This is a genomic window from Paracoccaceae bacterium Fryx2, assembly GCA_032334235.1.
In the GTDB taxonomy this organism is placed as follows: domain Bacteria; phylum Pseudomonadota; class Alphaproteobacteria; order Rhodobacterales; family Rhodobacteraceae; genus JAVSGI01.
Map to the genome: position 1 here is coordinate 832,914 of JAVSGI010000005.1, position 21,078 is coordinate 853,991.

The 21,078-nt window shown below is 68.7% G+C and carries 18 protein-coding genes and 1 pseudogene; 12 read left to right on the forward strand and 7 right to left on the reverse strand.

The genetic code is table 11. From position 1 onward, the window contains the following. Positions 1–66 precede the first annotated feature (66 nt). Entirely contained in the window at positions 67–1,302 is a 1,236-nt protein-coding gene (locus tag RNZ50_13250; GenBank protein MDT8855960.1) for an MFS transporter, read from the forward strand. Positions 1,303–1,405: 103 nt separating this feature from the next. Continuing rightward, positions 1,406–1,813, forward strand: coding sequence for a BLUF domain-containing protein (locus RNZ50_13255; GenBank protein MDT8855961.1), 408 nt, complete (start codon positions 1,406–1,408; stop codon positions 1,811–1,813). 1 nt (position 1,814) lies between these two features. On the opposite strand, the gene RNZ50_13260 is transcribed toward RNZ50_13255, so the two are convergent. The 3 genes from RNZ50_13260 to cysS all read right to left on the reverse strand — a co-directional run bounded on the left by RNZ50_13260 (position 1,815) and on the right by cysS (position 5,776). Continuing rightward, complete coding sequence (locus tag RNZ50_13260) at positions 1,815–2,591, reverse strand: squalene/phytoene synthase family protein (protein ID MDT8855962.1); 777 nt, start codon at positions 2,589–2,591, stop codon at positions 1,815–1,817. Beyond that, the gene (gene cimA, locus RNZ50_13265; protein ID MDT8855963.1) at positions 2,588–4,216 is read right to left on the reverse strand and encodes a citramalate synthase; all 1,629 of its coding nucleotides are present in this window, start codon (positions 4,214–4,216) and stop codon (positions 2,588–2,590) included. Before cimA ends, RNZ50_13260 begins: the two co-directional genes overlap by 4 nt. Before the next feature lie 153 nt (positions 4,217–4,369). Further along, positions 4,370–5,776, reverse strand: a complete 1,407-nt coding sequence (gene cysS, locus RNZ50_13270) for a cysteine--tRNA ligase (GenBank protein MDT8855964.1) — start codon at positions 5,774–5,776, stop codon at positions 4,370–4,372. Positions 5,777–6,014: 238 nt separating this feature from the next. On the opposite strand from cysS, the gene RNZ50_13275 reads away from it, so the two are divergent. The 4 genes from RNZ50_13275 (at position 6,015) to RNZ50_13290 (ending at position 9,427) form a co-directional block, all read left to right on the forward strand. After that, on the forward strand, positions 6,015–6,353 hold the full coding sequence (locus tag RNZ50_13275) for an MmcQ/YjbR family DNA-binding protein (protein MDT8855965.1): 339 nt from the start codon (positions 6,015–6,017) through the stop codon (positions 6,351–6,353). A 115-nt stretch (positions 6,354–6,468) separates the two neighbouring features. After that, on the forward strand, positions 6,469–7,851 hold the full coding sequence (locus RNZ50_13280) for a pyridoxal-dependent decarboxylase (GenBank protein ID MDT8855966.1): 1,383 nt from the start codon (positions 6,469–6,471) through the stop codon (positions 7,849–7,851). Beyond that, on the forward strand, positions 7,848–8,621 hold the full coding sequence (locus RNZ50_13285) for a TPM domain-containing protein (GenBank protein MDT8855967.1): 774 nt from the start codon (positions 7,848–7,850) through the stop codon (positions 8,619–8,621). The genes RNZ50_13280 and RNZ50_13285 overlap by 4 nt, the downstream gene beginning before the upstream one ends. A gap of 56 nt (positions 8,622–8,677) precedes the next feature. After that, the gene (locus tag RNZ50_13290; protein ID MDT8855968.1) at positions 8,678–9,427 is read left to right on the forward strand and encodes an SDR family NAD(P)-dependent oxidoreductase; all 750 of its coding nucleotides are present in this window, start codon (positions 8,678–8,680) and stop codon (positions 9,425–9,427) included. A 212-nt stretch (positions 9,428–9,639) separates the two neighbouring features. On the opposite strand, the gene RNZ50_13295 is transcribed toward RNZ50_13290, so the two are convergent. From RNZ50_13295 to RNZ50_13305, 3 genes and pseudogenes are all read right to left on the reverse strand, one after another. Continuing rightward, positions 9,640–11,442: an ATP-binding cassette domain-containing protein gene (locus RNZ50_13295; protein ID MDT8855969.1), complete on the reverse strand. Its 1,803-nt coding sequence runs from the start codon at positions 11,440–11,442 to the stop codon at positions 9,640–9,642. A 118-nt stretch (positions 11,443–11,560) separates the two neighbouring features. Then, positions 11,561–12,499 (reverse strand): annotated as a pseudogene (gene lipA, locus RNZ50_13300) (lipoyl synthase). Positions 12,500–12,733: 234 nt separating this feature from the next. Further along, positions 12,734–13,867: a DUF6456 domain-containing protein gene (locus RNZ50_13305; GenBank protein ID MDT8855970.1), complete on the reverse strand. Its 1,134-nt coding sequence runs from the start codon at positions 13,865–13,867 to the stop codon at positions 12,734–12,736. A gap of 218 nt (positions 13,868–14,085) precedes the next feature. Here RNZ50_13305 and RNZ50_13310 point away from each other — a divergent pair, with 218 nt between their 5' ends. Further along, positions 14,086–14,376: a DUF6477 family protein gene (locus tag RNZ50_13310; GenBank protein ID MDT8855971.1), complete on the forward strand. Its 291-nt coding sequence runs from the start codon at positions 14,086–14,088 to the stop codon at positions 14,374–14,376. A gap of 51 nt (positions 14,377–14,427) precedes the next feature. On the opposite strand, the gene RNZ50_13315 is transcribed toward RNZ50_13310, so the two are convergent. Continuing rightward, positions 14,428–15,969, reverse strand: a complete 1,542-nt coding sequence (locus RNZ50_13315; GenBank protein ID MDT8855972.1) for a trimethylamine methyltransferase family protein — start codon at positions 15,967–15,969, stop codon at positions 14,428–14,430. Between the two features lie 327 nt (positions 15,970–16,296). On the opposite strand from RNZ50_13315, the gene guaA reads away from it, so the two are divergent. From guaA to RNZ50_13340, 5 genes are all read left to right on the forward strand, one after another. Further along, on the forward strand, positions 16,297–17,853 hold the full coding sequence (guaA, locus tag RNZ50_13320) for a glutamine-hydrolyzing GMP synthase (protein MDT8855973.1): 1,557 nt from the start codon (positions 16,297–16,299) through the stop codon (positions 17,851–17,853). A 3-nt stretch (positions 17,854–17,856) separates the two neighbouring features. After that, complete coding sequence (locus RNZ50_13325; protein ID MDT8855974.1) at positions 17,857–18,156, forward strand: hypothetical protein; 300 nt, start codon at positions 17,857–17,859, stop codon at positions 18,154–18,156. Then, positions 18,153–18,431: an antibiotic biosynthesis monooxygenase gene (locus RNZ50_13330; GenBank protein MDT8855975.1), complete on the forward strand. Its 279-nt coding sequence runs from the start codon at positions 18,153–18,155 to the stop codon at positions 18,429–18,431. The genes RNZ50_13325 and RNZ50_13330 overlap by 4 nt, the downstream gene beginning before the upstream one ends. A 102-nt stretch (positions 18,432–18,533) precedes the next feature. Beyond that, positions 18,534–19,979 carry a hypothetical protein gene (locus RNZ50_13335; GenBank protein MDT8855976.1) on the forward strand — a complete coding sequence of 482 codons (1,446 nt, stop codon included), beginning with the start codon at positions 18,534–18,536 and terminating at the stop codon, positions 19,977–19,979. Between the two features lie 90 nt (positions 19,980–20,069). Continuing rightward, a complete protein-coding gene (locus RNZ50_13340; GenBank protein ID MDT8855977.1) occupies positions 20,070–20,966 on the forward strand; it encodes a DMT family transporter in 897 nt (298 codons plus the stop codon). The last annotated feature ends 112 nt before the right edge of the window (positions 20,967–21,078 follow it).

Below are 21,078 nucleotides of genomic sequence, written 5' to 3' on the forward strand. Positions count from 1 at the left end.
CCCGGCGGCGAAGATCATGCGCTTTCCCCCTTGGCGGCAGCGCGGTCCTTCACTACCGATGGTGGCATGACCGAAGCCCCCCCCTCCTCCACGCACCTGATCGACGACACCCGTGCCCGGCGCACGGTGTTCGTGCTGGTCGCAGCCCAGGCCCTGCTTGGCGCGCAGATGCCGATGATCTTCACCATCGCGGGTCTGGCGGGGCAGTCGCTGGCGGCCAATGCCTGCTGGGCGACCCTGCCGATCTCGATGATGGTGATCGGCTCGATGCTGGCCGCCACGCCGCTGTCGGCGCTGATGCAGCGGTATGGCCGCCGCACGGGCTTTGTCGCGGGGGCCCTTTGCGGGGCGCTGGGCGCGGCGATCGGCGCCTGGGGGCTGGTGACCTCGTCGTTCGGGCTGTTCCTGCTGGGGGGGCTGCTGTCGGGGGTCTACATGTCGGCGCAGGGGTTCTACCGCTTTGCCGCCGCCGACACCGCGTCGGACTCGTTCCGCCCCAAGGCGATCAGCTGGGTGATGGCGGGGGGGCTGCTGTCGGCGGTGGTCGGGCCGCAGCTGGTCAAGGTCACGGCAGGGGCGATGGTGGTGCCGTTTCTGGGCACCTATCTTGCGGTGATCGGGCTGAACCTGATCGGCGTCTTCCTGTTTGCCGCACTCGACATTCCCAGGCCCCGCCCGCCGCAACCCGGCGTCGCCCGTGGCCGCACCCGGTGGGAGCTGATCCGCACCCCGCGCATCGCGGTGGCGGTGATCTGCGGCACCGTCTCCTACGCGCTGATGAACCTGGTGATGACCTCGTCGCCGCTTGCGGTGGTCGGCTGCGGTTTCGATACCGGCGACGCGGCCGATGTGGTCACGGCGCATGTGCTGGCGATGTATGCGCCCTCGTTCTTCACCGGCCACGTCATCGCGCGCTTCGGGGCGGAAAGGGTGGTGGCGCTGGGGCTGGTGATCCTCGCGGGTGCCGGGGCGGTGGCGCTGACCGGGGTCGAGATCGAGACCTTCTTCGCCGCACTGATCCTCTTGGGCATCGGCTGGAACTTCGGCTTCATCGGCGCCACGACGATGCTGACCGCCGCCCACACCACGCAGGAGCGCGGCCGGATGCAGGGGCTGAACGACCTGCTGGTGTTCGGCGGCGTCACCCTCGCGTCCTTCAGTTCCGGCGGGCTGATGAACTGTTCCGGCGGGTCGGTGCAGGCGGGGTGGGCGGCGGTCAATCTGGCCATGCTGCCCTTCCTCGTGCTGGCCGGGGGCGCGCTGATCTGGCTGGCGATGCAGCCGAAGGAAACCCGGGGCTGACATGGCAGGCGGGGCTGGCGTGTCTTGGTCCGGCATGGCAGGGTTGCGGCAAAACTTCCCGGCATCGCCTGACCGCGCTGCCCCCGATCAAGGAACCCCTGCCATGCCGCTGCTGCAGTTGACCTATGCCTCGCGCCCGTTCGGCTTCAATGCCCCCACGCTGGCGGCCATCCTGCTCGACGCCCGGCGCTGCAACCAGCGCGACGGCATCACCGGAGCGCTGATCTGCCGCGACGACCTGTTCCTGCAACTGCTCGAAGGCCCCGAGGCGGCGGTCGAGGCCGCCTACCAGCGCATCGAGCAGGACGACCGGCATCTCGAGGTCCGCCCCCTGACCCGCCGGATGATCCCCGACGACGGCCGGATGTTCGCCAACTGGGCGATGAGGGACGACCCGGCACGGTCGTGGATCTGGGATCACGCGGCGGTGAACGACGGTGCGGTGGACCGCGCCACCGAGGCGGAAGTCATCGCTATCTTCGAACGTCTGGCGCAGGAAAGCGCGGCGTAGGTCACCAGCCCCCGGCGAGGGCCCGCCACGCCAGCCCGCCACGCCGCACCAGTTCGGGCAAGTGCAGCGTGCCACTCGCCACCCGCCCCGGCTCGCGCACCGCCAGCCGCAACAGGCCCCGCGTCTGCCATCCGGCCCAGAGCGCCGGGCGTGCGCCGCGCGGCAGCACCGGGCGCAGGGCGGCCTGCGCCCGCGCCAGCCGCGCCAGCCCTTCGGCCGCCAGCGCCGCCACCGCCTGGCGCCGCCCGTCGAGCAGCGGCACCCGGCCCCGCGCCTCCAGTTCCGGCACGGCGCGCAGATAGGCGGCCAGCCCCGCCGCCCGACCCGCCTCGCGCAAGCCAACCTCGGCCGCGCCCGGCGCCCCCAGCGCCCGCCCCGCCAGCCACATCAACCCGCCCGCGGTATCGTCGAGATAGGCATCCAGCGCCGCCGCATCGGCATGGGCCTCGCGCCCGATGTCCCACAGGCGGGCGGTGCACATCCGGTCCAGCACGTCACCGGGCAGGCCCGCATCGGCCATCAGCGCCGCCAGCGGCCCCATCACCTGATGCCCGCGCACCACGCCCCGCGCCGCATCCTCCAGCGCGTCGCGCCACCATTGCAGCCGCATCTCGGCGATCATCGGCTCGGTCGAGCCCCAGGCCGCCCGCGCCAGTTCCAGATTGAACGCATAAAGCGGCAGCAGCCGCGACCGCGCCGCGACCGGGGCGGCAATGGTTGCGGCAAAGCGGTCCGGGTCGCCGCGCGCCACCAAATCGGCACAAGCCGCCAGGCTCACGCCGCGGCCCCTGCCCCGGCCGGCACGTCGCGGATCAGCTTCCAGGTGATGGCATCGACCAGCGCCTCGAAACTGGCATCGATGATGTTGGCCGAGACCCCGACCGTGGTCCAGCGCCGCCCCTGACCATCCTCGCTGTCGATGATGACCCGCGTCACCGCCTCGGTGCCGCCCTGGGTGATGCGCACCTTGAAATCGACCAGCCGCATGTCGTCGATGATCCCCTGCCACGGCCCCAGATCCTTGGCCAGCGCCTTGGACAGCGCGTTGACCGGCCCGCGGTCGCACCCCGCAGCATCGAGCGATTCCGAAACCGACAGCATCTGCCGCGCGCCGATCTTCACCACCACCACCGCCTCCGACAGGCTGACGACGCCCGTGGCGGTCTTGCGCCGGTCGACGGTGACGCGGTAGCGCAGCACCTCGAAGAACGAGGGCAAAAGCCCCAGCACCCGCCGCGCCACCAGCTCGAAACTGGCCTGCGCCCCGTCATAGGCATAGCCCTGATCCTCGCGGGCCTTCACCTCGTCGAGAATCCGCCCAAGCCGCGGGTCTTTCGGCGCGACCGCGATCCCCGCCGCCTCCAGCCGTGCGCGCAGGTTCGACTGCCCGGCCTGGTTCGACATCGGGATCACCCGCGCATTGCCGACCAGCGCAGGGTCGATATGCTCGTAGGTCGCGGGGTCCTTCAGGATGGCGCTGGCATGAAGCCCCGCCTTGTGCGCAAAGGCCGAGGCCCCGACATAGGCCGCCGCCCGCCGCGGCACCCGGTTCAGGATGTCGTCGAGCATCCGGCTCAGCCGCACCATCCCCGCCAGAGCCTCGGGCGTGACCCCGGTCACGAACCGTTCGGCATAGGGCGCCTTCAGCAGCAGCGTCGGGATCAGCGTCGTCAGGTTGGCATTGCCGCAACGCTCGCCGAGCCCGTTCAGCGTGCCCTGCACCTGCCGCACCCCGGCATCCACCGCCGCCAGCGACCCAGCCACGGCGGTGCCCGCATCGTCATGACAGTGAATCCCCAGGCAGTCGCCGGGAATGCCCGCCGCAATGACCTCGCCCACGATCCGCCCGATCTCGGCAGGCAGCGTGCCGCCGTTGGTGTCGCACAGCACCAGCCAGCGCGCGCCCTCGTCCAGCACCGCACGCAGCACCGTCAGGGCATAGGCCGGGTCGGCGCGATAGCCGTCGAAGAAGTGTTCGGCGTCGAACAGCGCCTCGCGGCCAGAGGCACGCAGATGCGCCACCGAAGACCGCACCGCCTCGAGGTTCTCCTCCAGCGTCACCCCCAGCGCGGTGGTGACATGAAAGCCGTGGCACTTGCCCACCAGACAGACCGCAGGCGTGCCCGCATCCAGCACCGCCGCCAGCACGTCGTCATTCTGCGCCGACCGGCCCACCCGGCGCGTCATGCCGAAGGCGGTCATCGTGGCGCGGGTCTGCGGCGCCTCGCCAAAGAACTCGCTGTCCGTCGGGTTGGCCCCCGGCCAGCCGCCCTCGATGTAATCCACCCCCAGCCCGTCGAGCGCCAGCGCGATCTGCCGCTTCTCGGCCGTCGAGAACTGCACCCCCTGCGTCTGCTGCCCGTCGCGCAACGTGGTGTCGTAGAGATACAGCCGCTCACGCATCGCCCGGCCCCCGGGTTTCTTCTTGGCCGCAATACCCTCGGGGGGTGACGAGCGCCCGGAAAACCTGCCCGTGGCAGGTTTTCAGCGAAGCACGCGCGGCCCGTGGCCGCGCTGGGGGCAGACAGCCCCCGGCGTCAGATGCCAGGACTGCCCTCATTCCAGCGCATCCAGCTTCGCCGCGTCGAACTCCGGCGCGAAGTCGAAGATGTAGCTGCCGTCGGGCCTGTCCTGCACCACGACCCCGGCCGCATCCAGCCCCTTGCGGATCGCATCCGCCCGCGCCCAGTCCTTGCGCAGGCGCGCCTCGGCCCGTTCGGCCATCAGCCCCCGCACCCGTTCCGCCAGCCTGTCATCCACCACATCACCCTCCATCCAGTCGCCCATTCCGTCCTCCAGCAGGCCCAGCAGCGCGGCCGAGGCTTTCAGCCCCGCGCCATCCCCCGCCGCTGCCAGCCCATGCAGGCCCGCAATCGCGCCCGCGGTGTTCAGATCATCCGCCAGGGCCTCCAGGACCGCGACAGCGGGGCTTGGCGCGGGCTCGATGCCCGCGACGAGACCGCGCCACTTCCGCAAGTTCGCCTCCGCCTGCGCCGCCTTCTCCGCCGTCCAGTCCATCGGCTTCGAATAATGCGTGCCAAGATAGACCATGCGGATCACCTCGCCCGGAATGCCCTGATCCAGCAGGTCGCGCACCGTGAAGAAATTGCCCAGCGACTTGGACATCTTCCGACCCTCGACCTGCAACATCTCGTTGTGCAGCCAGAAGCGGGCGAAGCCGGCGCCGGGGTGGGCGCAGCAGCTTTGGGCGATCTCGTTCTCGTGGTGCGGGAATTGCAGGTCGATGCCGCCGCCGTGGATGTCGAAGGCCGCCCCCAGCAACTCGAAGCTCATCGCCGAGCATTCGATGTGCCAGCCCGGCCGCCCCCGGCCCCAGGGGCTTTCCCACCCCGGCAGGTCGCCGTCCGACGGCTTCCATAGCACGAAATCCATCGGGTCGCGCTTGAAGGGCGCCACCTCGACCCGCGCGCCTGCGATCATGTCATCGACCGACCGGCCCGACAGCGCGCCATAGGCGGGGTAGGACCGCACGTCGAACAGCACATGCCCCTCGGCCTCGTAGGCATGGCCGCGTGCGATCAGTTCCCCGATCATCGCCACCATCGGCGCGATGAAGGCGGTGGCGCGCGGCTCCAGCGTCGGGCGCAGCGCCCCCAGCGCATCCATGTCGGCGTGATACCAGGCGATGGTCTCGTCGGTCCGCTCCGCGATCAGGTCTTCCAGAGGGCGCGGATCACCGGCCTCGCGCCGCGCCAGGGCGGCCGCATTGATCTTGTCGTCGACATCGGTGAAATTGCGCACATAGGTGACCCGGCTTTCGCCAAAGACCTGCCGCAGCAGCCGGAACAGCACGTCGAACACCACCACCGGGCGGCCATTGCCCAGATGGGCGCGGTCATAGACCGTCGGGCCGCAGACATACATCCGCACATTGCAGGGGTCGATCGGCACGAAATCCTCTTTCGCCCGGGTCGCCGTGTTGTGCAGCCTGATCGTTGTCATGGTCCTGTCTCCTGCGCCGACGCGCATCCCTCATCCCGTGCCGCGCACGACACGCGCCGGGCGGGTTTGCCAACTTCGTCTTGCGCTGAAAACGAAAGGAACGGCCCGCCTGACGTGCGTCAGCGGCAAATGCAGCAGATGCGAAGGGTGCCCGTTCTGTCCATGCGCCCTTCTAGCGCGTCATGCCGGGGCCGCCAAGCCTCTTGTGCGACCGCTGCACCGCTGGCATCCTGAGACGATGAGCCGCGCCCTGGTGAACCTGCATTGCATGACCCTGCCGGGGGCCGAGGTGTCGGACCCATGGGGCGGCGGGCATGACGCCTGGAAGGTCGGCGGCAAGATGGTCGCCGTGGTCGGCGTGTCCGACGACGGCGTTTCGGTAAAATGCCCCGATGTCGAGACCGCGCGCCTTATGATCGAGGTCGGCCGTGCCCTGCGCGCGCCCTATTTCCACGCAAGCTGGATCCGGGTGCCCTGGGGCCTGGTGCCCGAGTCCGAAATCATCGAACGGATCGAAGGCTCCTACCGGCTGATCCGCGCCGGCCTGCCGCGCAAGGTGCAGTCGATGCTGGGATAGGCGGTGTGGCCGGGAGCCAAAATTTTTCCTGAAAAATTTTCCTCTCACGCCGCCCGGCGTTTGGCCCTTGCCCCTGCCGCGCCGCTGCGCATGATCCGGGGCAAGGAGTCCTGCCATGAACCATGACGATCTGCGCCTCTGGTCGAAACGCGCCGCCGACTGGGCGCATGACTATCATGCGGGCCTGCGCGACCGCCCGGTGCGCGCGCCGCTGGTGGCCGGTGCCGTGGCGGCCAGACTGCCCGCCGCCCCGCCCGAGGCGGCCGAGCCGATGGAGGCGATCTTTGCCGATTTCGAAGCCATCGTGCCGCCCGGGATGACACATTGGCAGCATCCGCGCTTCTTCGCCTATTTCCCCGCCAACGCCGCCCCGGCCTCGATGCTGGCCGAACAGCTTGTCAACGCCATCGCGGCGCAGGGGATGCTGTGGCAGACTTCGCCCGCCGCGACCGAGATCGAAGAGGTCATGGTGCAATGGCTGCGTCAGGCGCTGGGCCTGCCCGAGGGCTTTCGCGGCACCATCCACGACAGCGCCACCACCGCGACACTGTCGGCGGTGCTGACGATGCGCGAGCAGGCATTGGGCTTCCAGGGTGTGCAGGCCGGGCTTTCGGGCCAGCCGCGCCTGCGGCTTTACGCCAGCGCCGAAACCCATTCCTCGGTCGACAAGGCGGTGCGGGTGGCGGGCATCGGGCAGGACAACGTGGTCAAGATCGCCACCGACACGCAGCACGCCATGAAACCCGGCGCGCTGGCCGGGGCGATTGCCGCCGACCGCGCGGCGGGGTTCCTGCCGGTGGGGGTGGTGCTCTGCTCCGGGGGCACCTCGATCGGGGCCTTCGACCGGATCGGGGATTGCATCGCGGTGGCCAGGGCCGCGGGCCTGCCGGTGCATGTCGATGCCGCCTGGGCCGGATCTGCGATGATCTGCCCCGAGTTCCGCGACCTCTGGCAGGGGATCGAGGGCGCCGACAGCATCGTGTTCAACCCGCACAAGTGGCTGGGCGCGCAGTTCGATTGCGCGGTGCAGTTTCTGGCCGACCCCGCGCCGCAGATCCGCACGCTGGGCCTGCGCCCGGCCTACCTTGCGACGCCGGGCGCCGACGAGATCACCAATTTCAACGAATGGACGGTGCCGCTGGGCCGCCGCTTCCGCGCGCTGAAGCTGTGGTTCCTGCTGCGCGCCTACGGGCTTGACGGCTTGCGCACCCGCATCCGCAACCATGTCGCATGGTCGCGCGAACTTTGCGGGGTTCTGGCGGCGCTGCCGGGGGTCGAGATCGTCACGCCGCCGTCGCTGTCGCTGTTCACCTTTGCCCTGACCGTCGGGGATGGCGCGACCGAGGCGCTGCTGGCGGCGATCAATGACGACGGGCGGGTATACCTGACGCCGACGCTGGTTGACGGGCGGCCGGTGATCCGGGTGCAGGTTGGCAGTTTCGACTGCACGCGGGATGACGTGATGGAGGTGGCGCGCGTGGTGGAGCGGTTGCTGTGATCCGGCTTGCGATCTTCCTCGTGCTCTGGCCGCTGGCCGTTCTGGCGCAGGGCCTGCCAGAGCCGCGATCAGCCTACATCAACGACTTCGCGGATCTGATTGATCCTGATACGGAAAGCCGGATCGAGGCTGCGTTGGCAGCCGCCCGCGCCGACACCGGAATGCAGGTCACGCTGGTGACCATCGCGCAGGCTGCCGATCATGGTGCCGCCTCGGTCGAGGCCTTCGCGCGCGATCTGTTCAACGCCTGGGGCGTGGGTGACCGCTTGCGCAACGACGGCATCCTGATCGTGGTGGCGGGCGGCGACCGCGCGGTGCGGATCGAACTGGGCGACGGCATTCCGCCGGTCTGGGATGGCGTGGCGCTGCGGGTGATCGACACCGTGATGCTGCCCGCCTTTCGTGACGGCCGAATGGCGGCGGGAATCGAGGCCGGAACCGGGGCGGTGCTCGACAGGATCGTGCGCCCGATCACGGCCAACCTGCCACCGCCCGCCGCGCCGTTCAACCCTGTGCCCTGGGGCATCGCCGGTCTGGTGGCTGCGGGCGTGCTGTGGCAGCAGGTCCGCAAGCGTCGCGCGCAGGCCACGGGTGCCGCGCGGTTGCCGGTCGCGGGGCGCACGGGGCGGGGTGTTCCGGACCGCGATGACCGGCAAGGCGTCGATCAGGGCGATGACCCGCGCGCGCGCCGCCCGAACCCGCCGGGTGGCGACGACGACGGCTTCGGTGGCGGAAAATCATCGGGTGGCGGTGCCTCCGGGCGCTGGTAGGCGCAGGGCAGCCGGGCGGGCCACCTTTTCGCAAGACCATTCGAGGGAGAGCATCAATGCGTATCGACCAGACTTCGGCCATCATCACCGGCGGGGCCTCGGGCCTCGGGGCGGCAACGGCGCGGGCGTTCCGGGCGGCGGGGGCGCAGGTCTGGCTGTTCGACCGCGACCCGCGCGGGGCCGCGTTCGCCAGAGAGATCGGCGCGGGCTTCTCGGCGGTCGACGTGACCGACGAGGCGTCGGTCGCGGCGGGGATTGCTGCGGCCAGGGCCGGGATGGGGGCGGTTTCCGTGCTGGTCAACTGCGCGGGCATCGCCACCGGCGAGCGGGTGCTGGGCCGCGCCGGGCCGCATGGGCTGGAAAGCTTCCGCCGCACGGTCGACATCAATCTTGTCGGCAGTTTCAACGTGTTGCGGCTTGTTTCTGCCGAAATGGCGGGCAACGCGCCGCAGGACGGCGAGCGCGGGGTGATCATCAACACCGCCTCGATCGCGGCGTTCGACGGGCAGAAGGGTCAGGCCGCCTATGCCGCCTCCAAGGCCGGGATAGCGGGGCTGACGCTGCCCGCGGCGCGCGATCTGGCGAGTGCGGGCATCCGGGTCTGCGCCATTGCGCCGGGGGTGTTCCTGACGCCGATGCTGGAAGGTCTGGCCGCCGAGGTGCAGGACGGGCTGGCGGCGGATGTCACCTTCCCGCGCAGGCTGGGGCGGCCCGAAGAATATGCCGCCCTCGCGCGGTTCATCGTCGAGTGCGGCTATCTGAACGGCGAGGTGATCCGGCTGGACGGCGCGTTGCGGATGCGCTGACCGGCTTGCGCCACAGGTCGTTTGCCGTCACGCCGGGACCGTCAGGCGGAGGGTTGCATGAATCGGGTGAAGGTCATTCCGGGCGGAGGGCGCGGCGGCACGCGGCATCAGCCTCGAACGTGCGCCGGGTGTCGTGACGCTTTCGGGCATCGCGGACGATGGCCGGGTGTTCCTGATCCCTGATGTCAGCGGCGATCCCGTGTTCCTGAGCGTCAGTCGCGGTCGGCCAGCGCCAGCCATTCTTCCTCGGCCGCGGCAAGGCTTGCCTGGCGTTCGGCCATCATCTCGGTCGCGCGGCGGAACTTCGCGGGCTCGCGGGTGAAAAGGTCGGGCGTTGCCAGCAACTCGGCCAGCTTGGCGATCTCGGCCTCGAACTTTGCGATCATGCCGGGCAGGCTTTCCAGCCGGACCCGTTCCGAGAAGCTCAGGCCATCGGCCTTCCGCTTCGCGTCTTTCTTCAAGACCGGCTGCGAAGCGTTTGGTTTTGAAGGGGTTTCCACCGCACCCTCGCCACGTTGCCGCCGGTAGTCGGACCAGCCGCCGGGGTAGGCCATCGCCTGGCCGTTGCCTTCCAGCGCGATGGTGGTAGTGGCCACACGGTCGATGAAATCGCGGTCGTGGCTGACCAGCAGCACCGTGCCGTCATAGTCGCCCAGAATGTCCTGCAACAGATCCAGCGTTTCGACATCCAGATCGTTGGTCGGCTCGTCAAGGATCAGCAGGTTGGATTCGCGCGCCATGATCCGCGCCAGCAGCAGCCGCGCCTTTTCGCCCCCGGAAAGAGAGCGCACCGGGGCGCGCATCTGGCGTTCATCGAACAGGAAGTCCTTGAGGTAGCCCACCACATGCCGCGGCACGCCCCGCACCATGACCTGATCCTGCTGGCCGGAAACCCGCATCTCGGGGTCCGTTGTCATGTTGTCCCAAAGGCTGGCGTCCAGATCAAGCTGGGCGCGGGTCTGGTCGAACACCGCGATCTGCAGGTTGGTGCCAAGGATCACGCTGCCCGCATCGGGGGCAACCTCGCCCACCAGCATCTTCAGGAGCGTGGTCTTGCCGACGCCGTTCGGGCCGACAAAGGCCACCCGGTCGCCGCGCAGCACGCGCAGGTCGAAATCGTGGCAGATGGTCAGCGGGCCGAAGGCCTTCATCAGGCCCTTTGCCTCGATCACCCGCTTGCCCGACTGCGGCCCGGCCTCAAGCTCCATCGCCGCCGTGCCTTGCCGACGGATCTGGGCACCGCGTTCGGCGCGCAGTTCGGCCAGCGCGCGGACCCGGCCCTGGTTGCGCTTGCGCCGGGCCGAGATGCCCTCGACGGCCCAGCGGCCTTCGGCCTTGATCTTGCGGTCAAGCTTGTGGCGGGCCTCGTCTTCCTCGGCCCAGACGGTTTCGCGCCATTCCTCGAAGCCCTCGAAGCCCGATTCGCGGCGGCGCACCTGCCCCCGGTCGATCCACAGCGTCGCGCGGGTCAGCGCGCGCAGGAAGGCGCGGTCGTGGCTGATCAGCACAAAGGCGGTGCGGGTGGATTTCAGCTCGTCCTCCAGCCATTCGATCGCCTGGATGTCGAGGTGGTTGGTCGGCTCGTCGAGCAGCATCAGTTCGGGCGCATGGGCCAGCAGCTTGGCCAGCGCCGCGCGCCGCTTTTCGCCGCCCGAGGCCGATGACACCGGCGCTTCGGGGCGGAACTTCAACCCCTCGGCCACCATGGCGACGCGGTATTCCTCGCCTTCCGGCAACTGGCTCGCGGCATAGTCGCCCAGCGTTTCCCAGGCGGAAAGGTCGGGATCCTGCTCCATGTAGCCGACCGTGACGCCCGGCGACACCACACGCTCGCCCCGGTCGGGTTCGACCAGCCCGGCCATGACCTTGAGCAGGGTGGATTTGCCCGACCCGTTGCGCCCGACCAGCGCCACCCGGTCGCCGGGATGCACCACCAGATCAAGCTCGTCGAAAACGGGCTCGCCCCCGAAGGTCAGCGAGATGCGGGACATTTGAAGTAGCGGTATGCGTGCCATGCGGGCGACGTATCCGGGCGGGGGGGCGGCGTCAACCGGCGGCGGGTGCCGGGGCCGGGTTATCTGCGGTGGCGACCGGGTCTGCGGGCCTGCGGCGGGGCGCGGGTGTGCCCTGCGCCAGCTTTTCCTGCCGCGCCGCGCGCAGCTGCGCAAAGTCGTCGCCCGCATGGTAGGAAGACCGGGTCAGCGGCGTGGCCGACACCATCAGGAACCCCTTGCCGCGCGCCGCCGCCTCATAGGCCGCGAAATCCTCGGGCGTCACGAACTCGGCCACGCGGTGATGCTTCACCGTGGGGGCAAGATACTGCCCGATGGTCAGGAAATCGACATCGGCCGCGCGCATGTCGTCCATCACCTGCAGCACGGCTTGGCGGTCCTCGCCCAGCCCCACCATGATGCCCGATTTGGTGAACATCGCCGGATCAAGCTCCTTCACCCGCTGCAACAGGCGCAGCGAGGTGAAATAGCGCGCGCCGGGCCGCACTTCGGGGTAAAGGCCGGGCACGGTTTCAAGGTTGTGGTTGAAAACGTCGGGCCGGGCGGCCACCACGGTTTCCAGTGCCTCGGGGCCGCAGCGCAGGAAATCGGGGGTCAGGATCTCGATCGTGGCATCGGGGGCGCGGTGGCGGATGGCGCGGATGGTCTGGGCAAAGTGCTCGGCCCCGCCGTCGTCCAGATCGTCGCGGTCGACCGAGGTGATGACGACATGCTTCAGCCCAAGCTGCGCCACGGCGTGCGCCACCCGGCCGGGTTCGAAGCTGTCAAGCGCCTGCGGGCGGCCGGTGGCCACGTTGCAGAAGGTGCAGCCCCGGGTGCAGATCTCGCCCATGATCATCATGGTGGCGTGGCCGAGACTCCAGCATTCCCCGACGTTGGGGCAGTTGGCCTCTTCGCAGACCGTGACCAGCTTCTGGTCGCGGATGATGTCGCGCGTGTCCTTGAAGCCCTGCGAGTTCGGCGCCTTGACGCGGATCCACGACGGCTTCTTCAGCCGCTCGTTGTCGGGGCGGTGCGCCTTTTCCGGGTGACGCTGGTCGGGAAGCTTGAGATCGCGCAAGGAAACATCCCCCTTACAGGCTGCTACCCCGGAAATAGGCTGTTTGCAGGCCCGTGGCAACCGGACGGCGGCGATGATCCGCAACGGGGCGGAAGACTCTCCTGCTGTTTTCATCCTGGTTCGATCCTCGGGGGTGATGAGCGCCCGGAAAACCAGCCGGTGGCAGGTCTTCAGCGCAGCGCGCGCGGCCCGTGGCCGCGCCGGGGGGGCGCGGACGGCCCCCCTCCTGTCCGCCTAGCCGATCAACGGCCCCGAGCGCCCGTAAGCCTCGTCATAATGCCGACGCAGCCGCTGCAACGCGATGCGCAGCACGATCTTGCCCGAGCGCGCCGACCACCCCATGCGTTTTTCGGCCACCTCCAGCCCTTCCAGAAAGCAGCAGCAGCGCAGCACCATGTCGCCCAGCCCGGGGCCGAGGTCGCGCAGCGCCAGCGCCACCCGGTCGCGGGCCGACCGGGGGCCCTCGGCGCCTCCGCCATCGGGCCGAAAGCCGCCGCGGTCGGCGCCCGTCAGAAAGCGGTCCCAGTTCTGCGCCACGCGCGGCCCCATCTGCGCCAGTTCGAAATCCTCGCGCAGGCGTTCGGCGGCCACCACCAGTTCGGGCTCCAGAAACGGCTTGCCGTCCTTGTCGCGCCGCCGCCCCAGCACCGCCACCGGGCTTTCGGCCACATTGCACCGCATCCGGCGCGCACCCGTTCCGGGTTCGCCCACCATGCGCTCGCCCCATTCGCGGTGCTGGTCGGCAAAGGGTGTCGCGGCCTCGGCAAGACCGGCGTGCTGACGGTCGGCCTCGACCACCATCCGCTTCAGCGCCGCGCGGCCCGCGGCGGTGATGTCATAGGTGGCCACCCGGCCGGTCTTGCGACAGGCGATCCAGTCCTTCAGCGCGAAGGCCTGCGCCGCCGCGCGGTCCACCACCGCGGTCTGCGCCACCCGTCCATCGGGGTATTCGCGCAGGACGGCGGCCTTGTCCATGTCGGCGGCTATCGCCAGCACGGCGCCGGGTTCGGCCAGACGCCGCAGCACGCGGCGGGCCTCGAGGGTCACGCTGGCGTCATCCATCACGAGCGTGGCGTTCCGGGTCAGGGGGTGGATCGGGGCCGACATGTCGGGGGCGTCCTTTCTGGCTGGGTCAAGTGTCTTGGCGCCCTGCACCCGCCCCAGAACCGCCAGCGCCTCATCCACAAGCGGATCGTCGCGGCGGTTCTCGTAGCGGCGCACCTGGCGCATCACGGTCGAGGCGGCACAGCCTTCGCGGCGCGCAAGTGCACGCAGCGACAGGCCGTCCTCGGTATGGTCAAGGTAAAGCCGCACGGCTTCGGGCAGCCATGCGGGCAGCGAGACATCTGCGCTCAGGTTCGATCCCATCGTCATTCCTGTGCCGCCCTTTCGGGAGATCCGGTCCAGCCTTGGACATTCGCGACCCTGAGTGGCATTGGTTACCTGTTCGTTAATAAATCCGCATTTTCTGATAATTGTTTCTAATTCCTAAACAAACGAGAAAGGTCCGCACGCTGTTTCGACGGGATGCGCAACGCCCAGTTGCACGGATGCAATCTGTCAACACCGAAAACAGGAGAACAGCCATGACCGATTTCCGCACGCTTCTCGCCGATCTGCGCCGCCCCCGGCTTCTGATCCGCGCTGCGCGCCATGGGGTGACCGACTACCGCCGCGACCGCGATCTCAAGCGCCTGATCGCCACCCACGGCACCGCCACCCCCGAAATCGCCCTGCCCCGCCTGCTGTGCGAGGAGGAACGGCTGGAGGCGACCCGCCGCGCCGGCGATGCCAGCTATTCGCTTGGCCGCCATATCGAGGTGCTGATCGCCCTGATGGCCGAGGCGCGCCTGCTGCCGCGCGCCGCTCAGGCGTAAGGCAAAAGGGGGCCGCAAGATGCGGCCCCCCGGTTTCCCACCCCGAAACAGTCAGATGAAGGCATCCGGCATCGAGGCCTTCTTGCGCGCGACATAATCGGCCAGCGCCTCGGCCACGCCCGCATCCAGCGCGGGCGGCTGATAGTCGCCCAGCATCCTGGTCACCCGCAGCGCGGCGAGGGTCTGGGTGTCGCGCGCGCCTTCCTCGTCCCAGGTCTCGAACGGCTTGTAGTCGAAAAGGTCCGACCGCCAGAACGCGCTCTTGAAGTTCTGCTGGGTATGCTCGCAGCCCAGATAGTGCCCGCCGGGGCCGACCTCGCGGATCGCGTCCATGCCCTGCCCGTTGGCATCCATCATCACGCCCTGCGCCAGATGGTGCAGCGTGCCCAGCTGGTCTGCATCCATCACGAATTTCTCGTAAGAGCTGACCAGCCCGCCCTCCAGCCAGCCGCAGGCATGCAGCATGAAGTTCACCCCCGCCAGCAGCGCCATGTTCAGGCTGTTCGCCGTCTCGTAGGCCGCCTGCGCATCCGGCAGCTTCGAGCCGCAGAAACTGCCGCCCGACCGGTAGGGCAACCCCATCCGCCGCGCCAGTTGCCCCGCGCCGTAGGTGATGTGCGCTGCCTCTGGCGTCCCGAAGGTCGGCGCGCCCGAGTTCATGTCGATGCTGGTGACGAAGGCGCCGAAGATCACCGGCGCCCCCGGCCGCACCAGCTGGCTGTAGGCCACCCCCGCCAGAACCTCGGCCAGCACCTGCGTCAGCGTCCCCGCCACCGTGACCGGCGCCATCGCCCCCCCCACGATGAACGGGCTGATGATCGCCGCCTGCCCGGCCTTAGCATAGACCTCCAGCGCGCCCATCATCGTCGAATCGAAGCTCAGCGGGCTGTTGATGTTGATCAGGCTGGTCATCACCACGTTCCGGTCGACGAAGTCATCCCCGAACAGGATCTTCGACATCGCCACCGAATCCCCTGCCCGCACCGGCTCGGTCACCGACCCCATGTAGGGCTTGTCGGAAAGCGTCATGTGGGCGTGCAGCATGTCGAGATGGCGCTTGTTCACCGCAATGTCGGTCGGCTCGCACACTGTGCCGCCCGAATGGTGCAGCCATTTCGACATGTAGCCCAGCTTCACGAAATTGCGGAAATCCTCCATCGTGGCATAGCGCCGCCCGCCCGCCAGATCGCGCACGAAGGGCGGCCCGTAAACCGGCGCCAGCACCAGATTGCGCCCGCCGATCTCGACGTTGCGCGCCGGGTTGCGTGCGTGCTGCGTGAAGGCAGATGGCGCCGTGGCGCACAGCCTGCGCGCAAGGCCGCGCGGAATATGCACGCGCTCGCCCTTCACATCCGCCCCGGCCTCGCGCCACAGCGCCAGCGCGCCCGGATTTTCCAGGAAGTTCACCCCGATCTCTTCCAGAACGGTGTCGGCGTTCCACTCGATGATCGCCAGCGCCTCCTCGTTCAGGATCTCGAAGTTCGGAATGTTGCGGCTGATATAGCGCGCGCTCTCGAAGCTGACCGCCGTCCGCTCCGCCCGCCGCGCCGACCCGCCGCCGCCCCGCGCCTTGCGCCCCGATACTTCGTTCATCGCAAACTCCTCCGGACTGCGCCGCGCGGCGCCTGATCCCGCCCTTATGCCGCCATTCGCCCCGCCCCCGGTCGCCGTTTCCGTCACCTGCGTCCCGAAAACGACATGCGCCCCGCCCCGCCAGTCACCCTTTCTGACCTTCCTCGTTCACCTTTGTGAAAATATCCTCGGGAGGTGATGAGCGCCCGGCAAACCTGCCAGTGGCAGGTTTGCAGCGAAGAACGCGCGGCCTGTGGCCGCGCTGGAGGGCAGACAGCCCCCCGCCTGTCCGCAATCGCGCCGCAGCCCCCTTGCGAATTCCGCCATCGCAGCCTAATCCCTGCGCGCATGAAACAGCATGACCGCCTTCTCATCATCGACTTCGGCAGCCAGGTGACGCAACTGATCGCGCGGCGCCTGCGCGAGCTGAACGTCTACTGCGAAATCCACCCGTTCCAGAAGGTGACCGACGCCTTTCTGGTGGATTTTGCTCCCAAGGCGATCATCCTTTCCGGCGGCCCGGCCTCGGTGTTTGCCGACGGCGCGCCGATGCCGCCGCCTTCGGTCTTCACGCTGGGGGTGCCGGTGCTGGGCATCTGCTACGGCCAGCAGGTGATGATGCACCTGCTCGGCGGCCGGGTGGAGCGTGGCCATGGCACGGCGGAATTCGGGCGGGCCTACGTCACGCCCACTGCCGTCAGCCTGCCGATGCTGGAGGGCTGGTTCGCGGACGGCCGCGAACAGGTCTGGATGAGCCATGGCGACCATGTCTCCGAAATCGCGCCCGGTTTCGCGGTCTATGGCACCTCGCCCAATGCGCCCTTCGCCATCACCGCCGACCCCGCGCGCCAGTTCTACGCCGTGCAGTTCCACCCCGAGGTGCACCACACCCCCAAGGGCGCGAAACTCTACGAAAACTTCGTCCGCCTTGCAGGCTTCACCGGCGACTGGACGATGGGCGCCTACCGCGAGGATGCCATCGCGCGCATCCGCGCCCAGGTGGGGGCCGGCCGCGTCATCTGCGGGCTGTCGGGCGGGGTCGACAGTTCGGTGGCCGCCGTGCTGATCCACGAGGCGATCGGCGAGCAGCTGACCTGCGTCTATGTCGATCACGGGCTGATGCGGCAGGGCGAATCCGAACAGGTCGTCGGCATGTTCCGCGACACCTACAACATCCCGCTGATCCATGCCGACGAATCCGATCTGTTTCTCGACGCGCTGGAAGGCGCTTCCGACCCCGAGGTGAAGCGCAAGACCATCGGGCGTCTGTTCATCGAGGTGTTCGAGAAACACGCCCGCGCCATCGGCGGGGCCGAGTTTCTGGCGCAGGGCACGCTTTACCCCGACGTGATCGAATCGGTCAGCTTTTCGGGCGGCCCCTCGGTCACGATCAAGAGCCACCACAACGTCGGCGGCCTGCCGGAAAAGATGGGGATGAAGCTGGTCGAACCGCTGCGCGAGCTGTTCAAGGACGAGGTCCGCGCGCTGGGGCGCGAGCTTGGCCTGCCCGCGCATTTCATCGGCCGCCACCCCTTCCCCGGCCCCGGCCTTGCCATCCGCTGCCCGGGCGAGATCACCCGCGAAAAGCTGGCGATCCTGCGCCAGGCCGATGTGGTGTTCATCGACCAGATCCGCCGCCACGGGCTATACGACGAGATCTGGCAGGCGTTCGTGGCGCTGCTGCCGGTGAAAACCGTCGGCGTCATGGGCGACGGGCGCACCTACGATTACGCCTGCGCCCTGCGCGCGGTGACCAGCGTCGACGGCATGACGGCCGACTACTACCCCTTCAGCCATGAATTCCTTGGCGAAACCGCCACACGCATCATCAACGAGGTGGCGGGGATCAACCGCGTCACCTATGACATCACCTCCAAACCGCCCGGCACCATCGAGTGGGAATAGGTCATGCGGCAGCACTTTGACGCCTGGATCGCCACGCAGGGGCTGGTGCCGCGCACCATCGCCTCGCGCTGTTCCGAACTGCGGCGGATCGAGGCGGCCTATGGCGATCTGGACGCGCTGGCTGCCGCCGGGCAACTGGATGCGGTGCTGGAGTCTTTGACCTATTCGCGCGCCGACGCCGACGCCGGGCGGGAAAACCCGTCGCGGATCGCGATCGCGGGCGACGTGTGGAACGGCCTCGCCACCCTGCGCACGTCGCTGCGGCTTTACCGGCGCTTCCTCGCCACGCAGCCCTTGAGATGATCGTGCTGACCGGCCGCCTGATCTGCGCCGACGCCGCCGAGGCGGCCCTGGTGGCGGAACACCTGCCCCGGCATGTCGCCCTGACCTTGGCCGAGCCGGGGTGCATTTCGTTCACCGTGGTTCAGACCGCAGATCCGCTGGTTTGGCAGGTGGACGAGTGCTTCACCGACCGCGCCGCGTTCGAGGCGCATCAGGCCCGCACCCGTGCGTCCATGTGGGCAAGCGCCACCGCCGCAATCCGCCGCGACTTCACGACGCGCGACACCGACGCCTGACGCAACAGCAACCGGCGCTTCCCCGACCTGCACCGAATCAGCCAGCATCCGGTGCTTCCGTGCTAACCCGTTCATCCCCTGGTTTTGACGGGCGGCCCGTGGATGTTTGGACTGGAACGCATTGCAGAAGGGTTTGACCGGATTCACGCTGATGTTCAGCGCGATGTCGACCGTTTCTTCCTGGAAGACTCGGCAAGGAAGATGGGCGAGCAGTTCGGCCCCGACAGCTTCATGACCTGGCAGGCGGCGATCAGTTCCGGCATCACCTGGTCGCTGATCACCTTCACGCTGGGGTCGGGAAAGAGCCTTGTCGATGTGTTGCGGCTGGGCGAAGGAACAAAGACCGGCACCGCAAAGGGCGTCGCGCAGGACGGGCTGCGCCTGCTCAACCTCGCCCCAGCCGTGGGCGCTGCGGCACGCGGTCTGGGCATGACCGGGCGGGTCGCGGTCACGGCATCGGCGGCGCGGGTGGTGGGGCAACAGGGGGCGATGTCGTGCGGGCCGACGGCGCTGGCGGCGGCGTCGCGGCTCTCGGGGCAACGGGCGGCCCTCACGCTGGACGAGGTCGGCACGGCACTTGGGCGCGGCCACCCCAATTCACCCAGCTTCAACGGCATGTGGTTCCACGAATTCAAAAGCACGATGGACGCCGTCTCGGTCACCCACAAGGAAATCAACATGGCCGGTCAGGGGATCGACGCGGTCGAAGCGGCGGCGGCGCAGGGAAAGGGGCCGGTGGTGTTCGGCATCCAGTACTGGACCAAGGCAAACAACATCATCCAGCCCGCCTCGCGGATCGTTCCCAACGCCCAGACCGGCCGGCAGATGCAGCAGTTCATGAATGCGGGCACCAATTACGCCGAGGCGGGCGACCACTGGATGGTGGCGTTCCGCAGCGCCTCGGGGCGGGTGCTGGTCGCCGACCAGCAGGGAATGCGGTCGATTGCCGACCTGACAAAGGCGGGTAACTTCACGGTGACCTCCCGGGCCTTGCTGGTGCCGGATGGTGCCTTGATGCGGGTCGTCGGGGCCGCGGAATCGCTCGCCTCTGCCACCAGCACCAGCGGAAGCAACGCGCGGTGGCTGGCCTCCAGCTTCATGATCAACGCCGTGGTGGTCAACGCGCCGACCACGGCGGCGCTTGACAACCGGGTGCGCGACGCGATGGGCCGCCCACCGCGCGAATGGCCCGGGGTGCCGGTCAACGGCAGTTCCGGCAGCGCAAGCCGGGGCCGCGACCTGCCCGGCCCGCGCGTCGATCAGGTGTCGGGCCAGACCCCCGGCAGCAATGCCCCCAGCACCATTCCGCTGCCCAACATCCTGAGCCCGACGCTGATCCAGGATTCGCTGCTGGTGTTGGCGCGCCTGCCCGTCAACGGCGACACGCGCGAGTTTGCCACGCTGGAATTCGAGACCGGACTGCCCGCGATGCGCGTGCGCGACGGGTTGCTGCGGCTGGTCTCCTCGGGGTTGATCGTGGTGACGCACTGGGGCACGGTCGGGGGCAGATCGACTCCGGTCATGGCGAAGCGCGCGATGCGGCGGTGATCGGTTCCTGATCCGGCGACGCTGGACAAGCCCGCACGGCCGGGTAACACAGGGGCGCAAGCTTGGCGGCCCCACCCGCCCGGAGGGGCCATGACCGCCAGGAAACCACAGACCCACCGCCCGCTGGCTGCCGCCCTGTGGATGATCGGCTCGATCCTGTCGTTCTCGTCGATGGCGGTGGCGGGACGGGCGGTGGCGGGCCAGCACGACACGTTCGAGATCATGATGTGGCGCTCGCTGGTCGGGTTGATCCTCGTGCTGGCGGTGGCGGGGGCGGCGGGGCGGCTGGGCGAGGTGCGCGCCGACCGGCTGGGCCAGCATCTGGCGCGCAATGTGGTGCATTTCACCGGGCAGAACCTGTGGTTCTGGGCGCTGACCATGATTCCGCTGGCGCAGGTCTTTGCGCTGGAGTTCACCTCGCCGATCTGGGTGATCCTTCTGTCGCCGCTGTTCCTGGGCGAGCGCATCACGCCCGCCCGCGCGCTGGCGGCGCTGATGGGCTTTGCGGGCATCCTGATCGTGGCGCGCCCAGACTTTGCCGCGCTGAACCCCGGCGTTCTGGCGGCAGCGGCCTCGGCGGTGTGCTTCGCCGGATCGGTGATCCTGACCAAGGCGCTGACGCGCGGCGAAAGCATCGTGTCGATCCTGTTCTGGCTGACAGGGATGCAGCTTGTGCTGGGGCTGATCGCGGCCGGGCTGGATGGCCGGATCGCCTGGCCATCGGCGCAAACCCTGCCCTGGCTCGTGCTGATCGGGGCGGCGGGGGTGATCGCGCATTTCTGCCTGACCACGGCGCTGTCGCTCGCATCGGCCTCGGTGGTGATGCCGATCGACTTTGCCCGCCTGCCGCTGATCGCGGTGGTGGCGATGGTGCTGTATGACGAGCCGTTGGACGTGCTGGTGATCCTTGGCGGGGCGGTGATCTTTGCGGCCAACTGGATCAACCTGCGCGCCGAGAACCGGGCACAACGCGCGGCCCGCAGCTAACAAGTCTGCCACAACCGGAAGGGTTTTTTCCCTGACGCCGCGTCATTGATTGACCGGGGATTTTTCGACCCATACGGTCGAAAAAAACTCGGGCAAGGCCGCCCTTAACTTA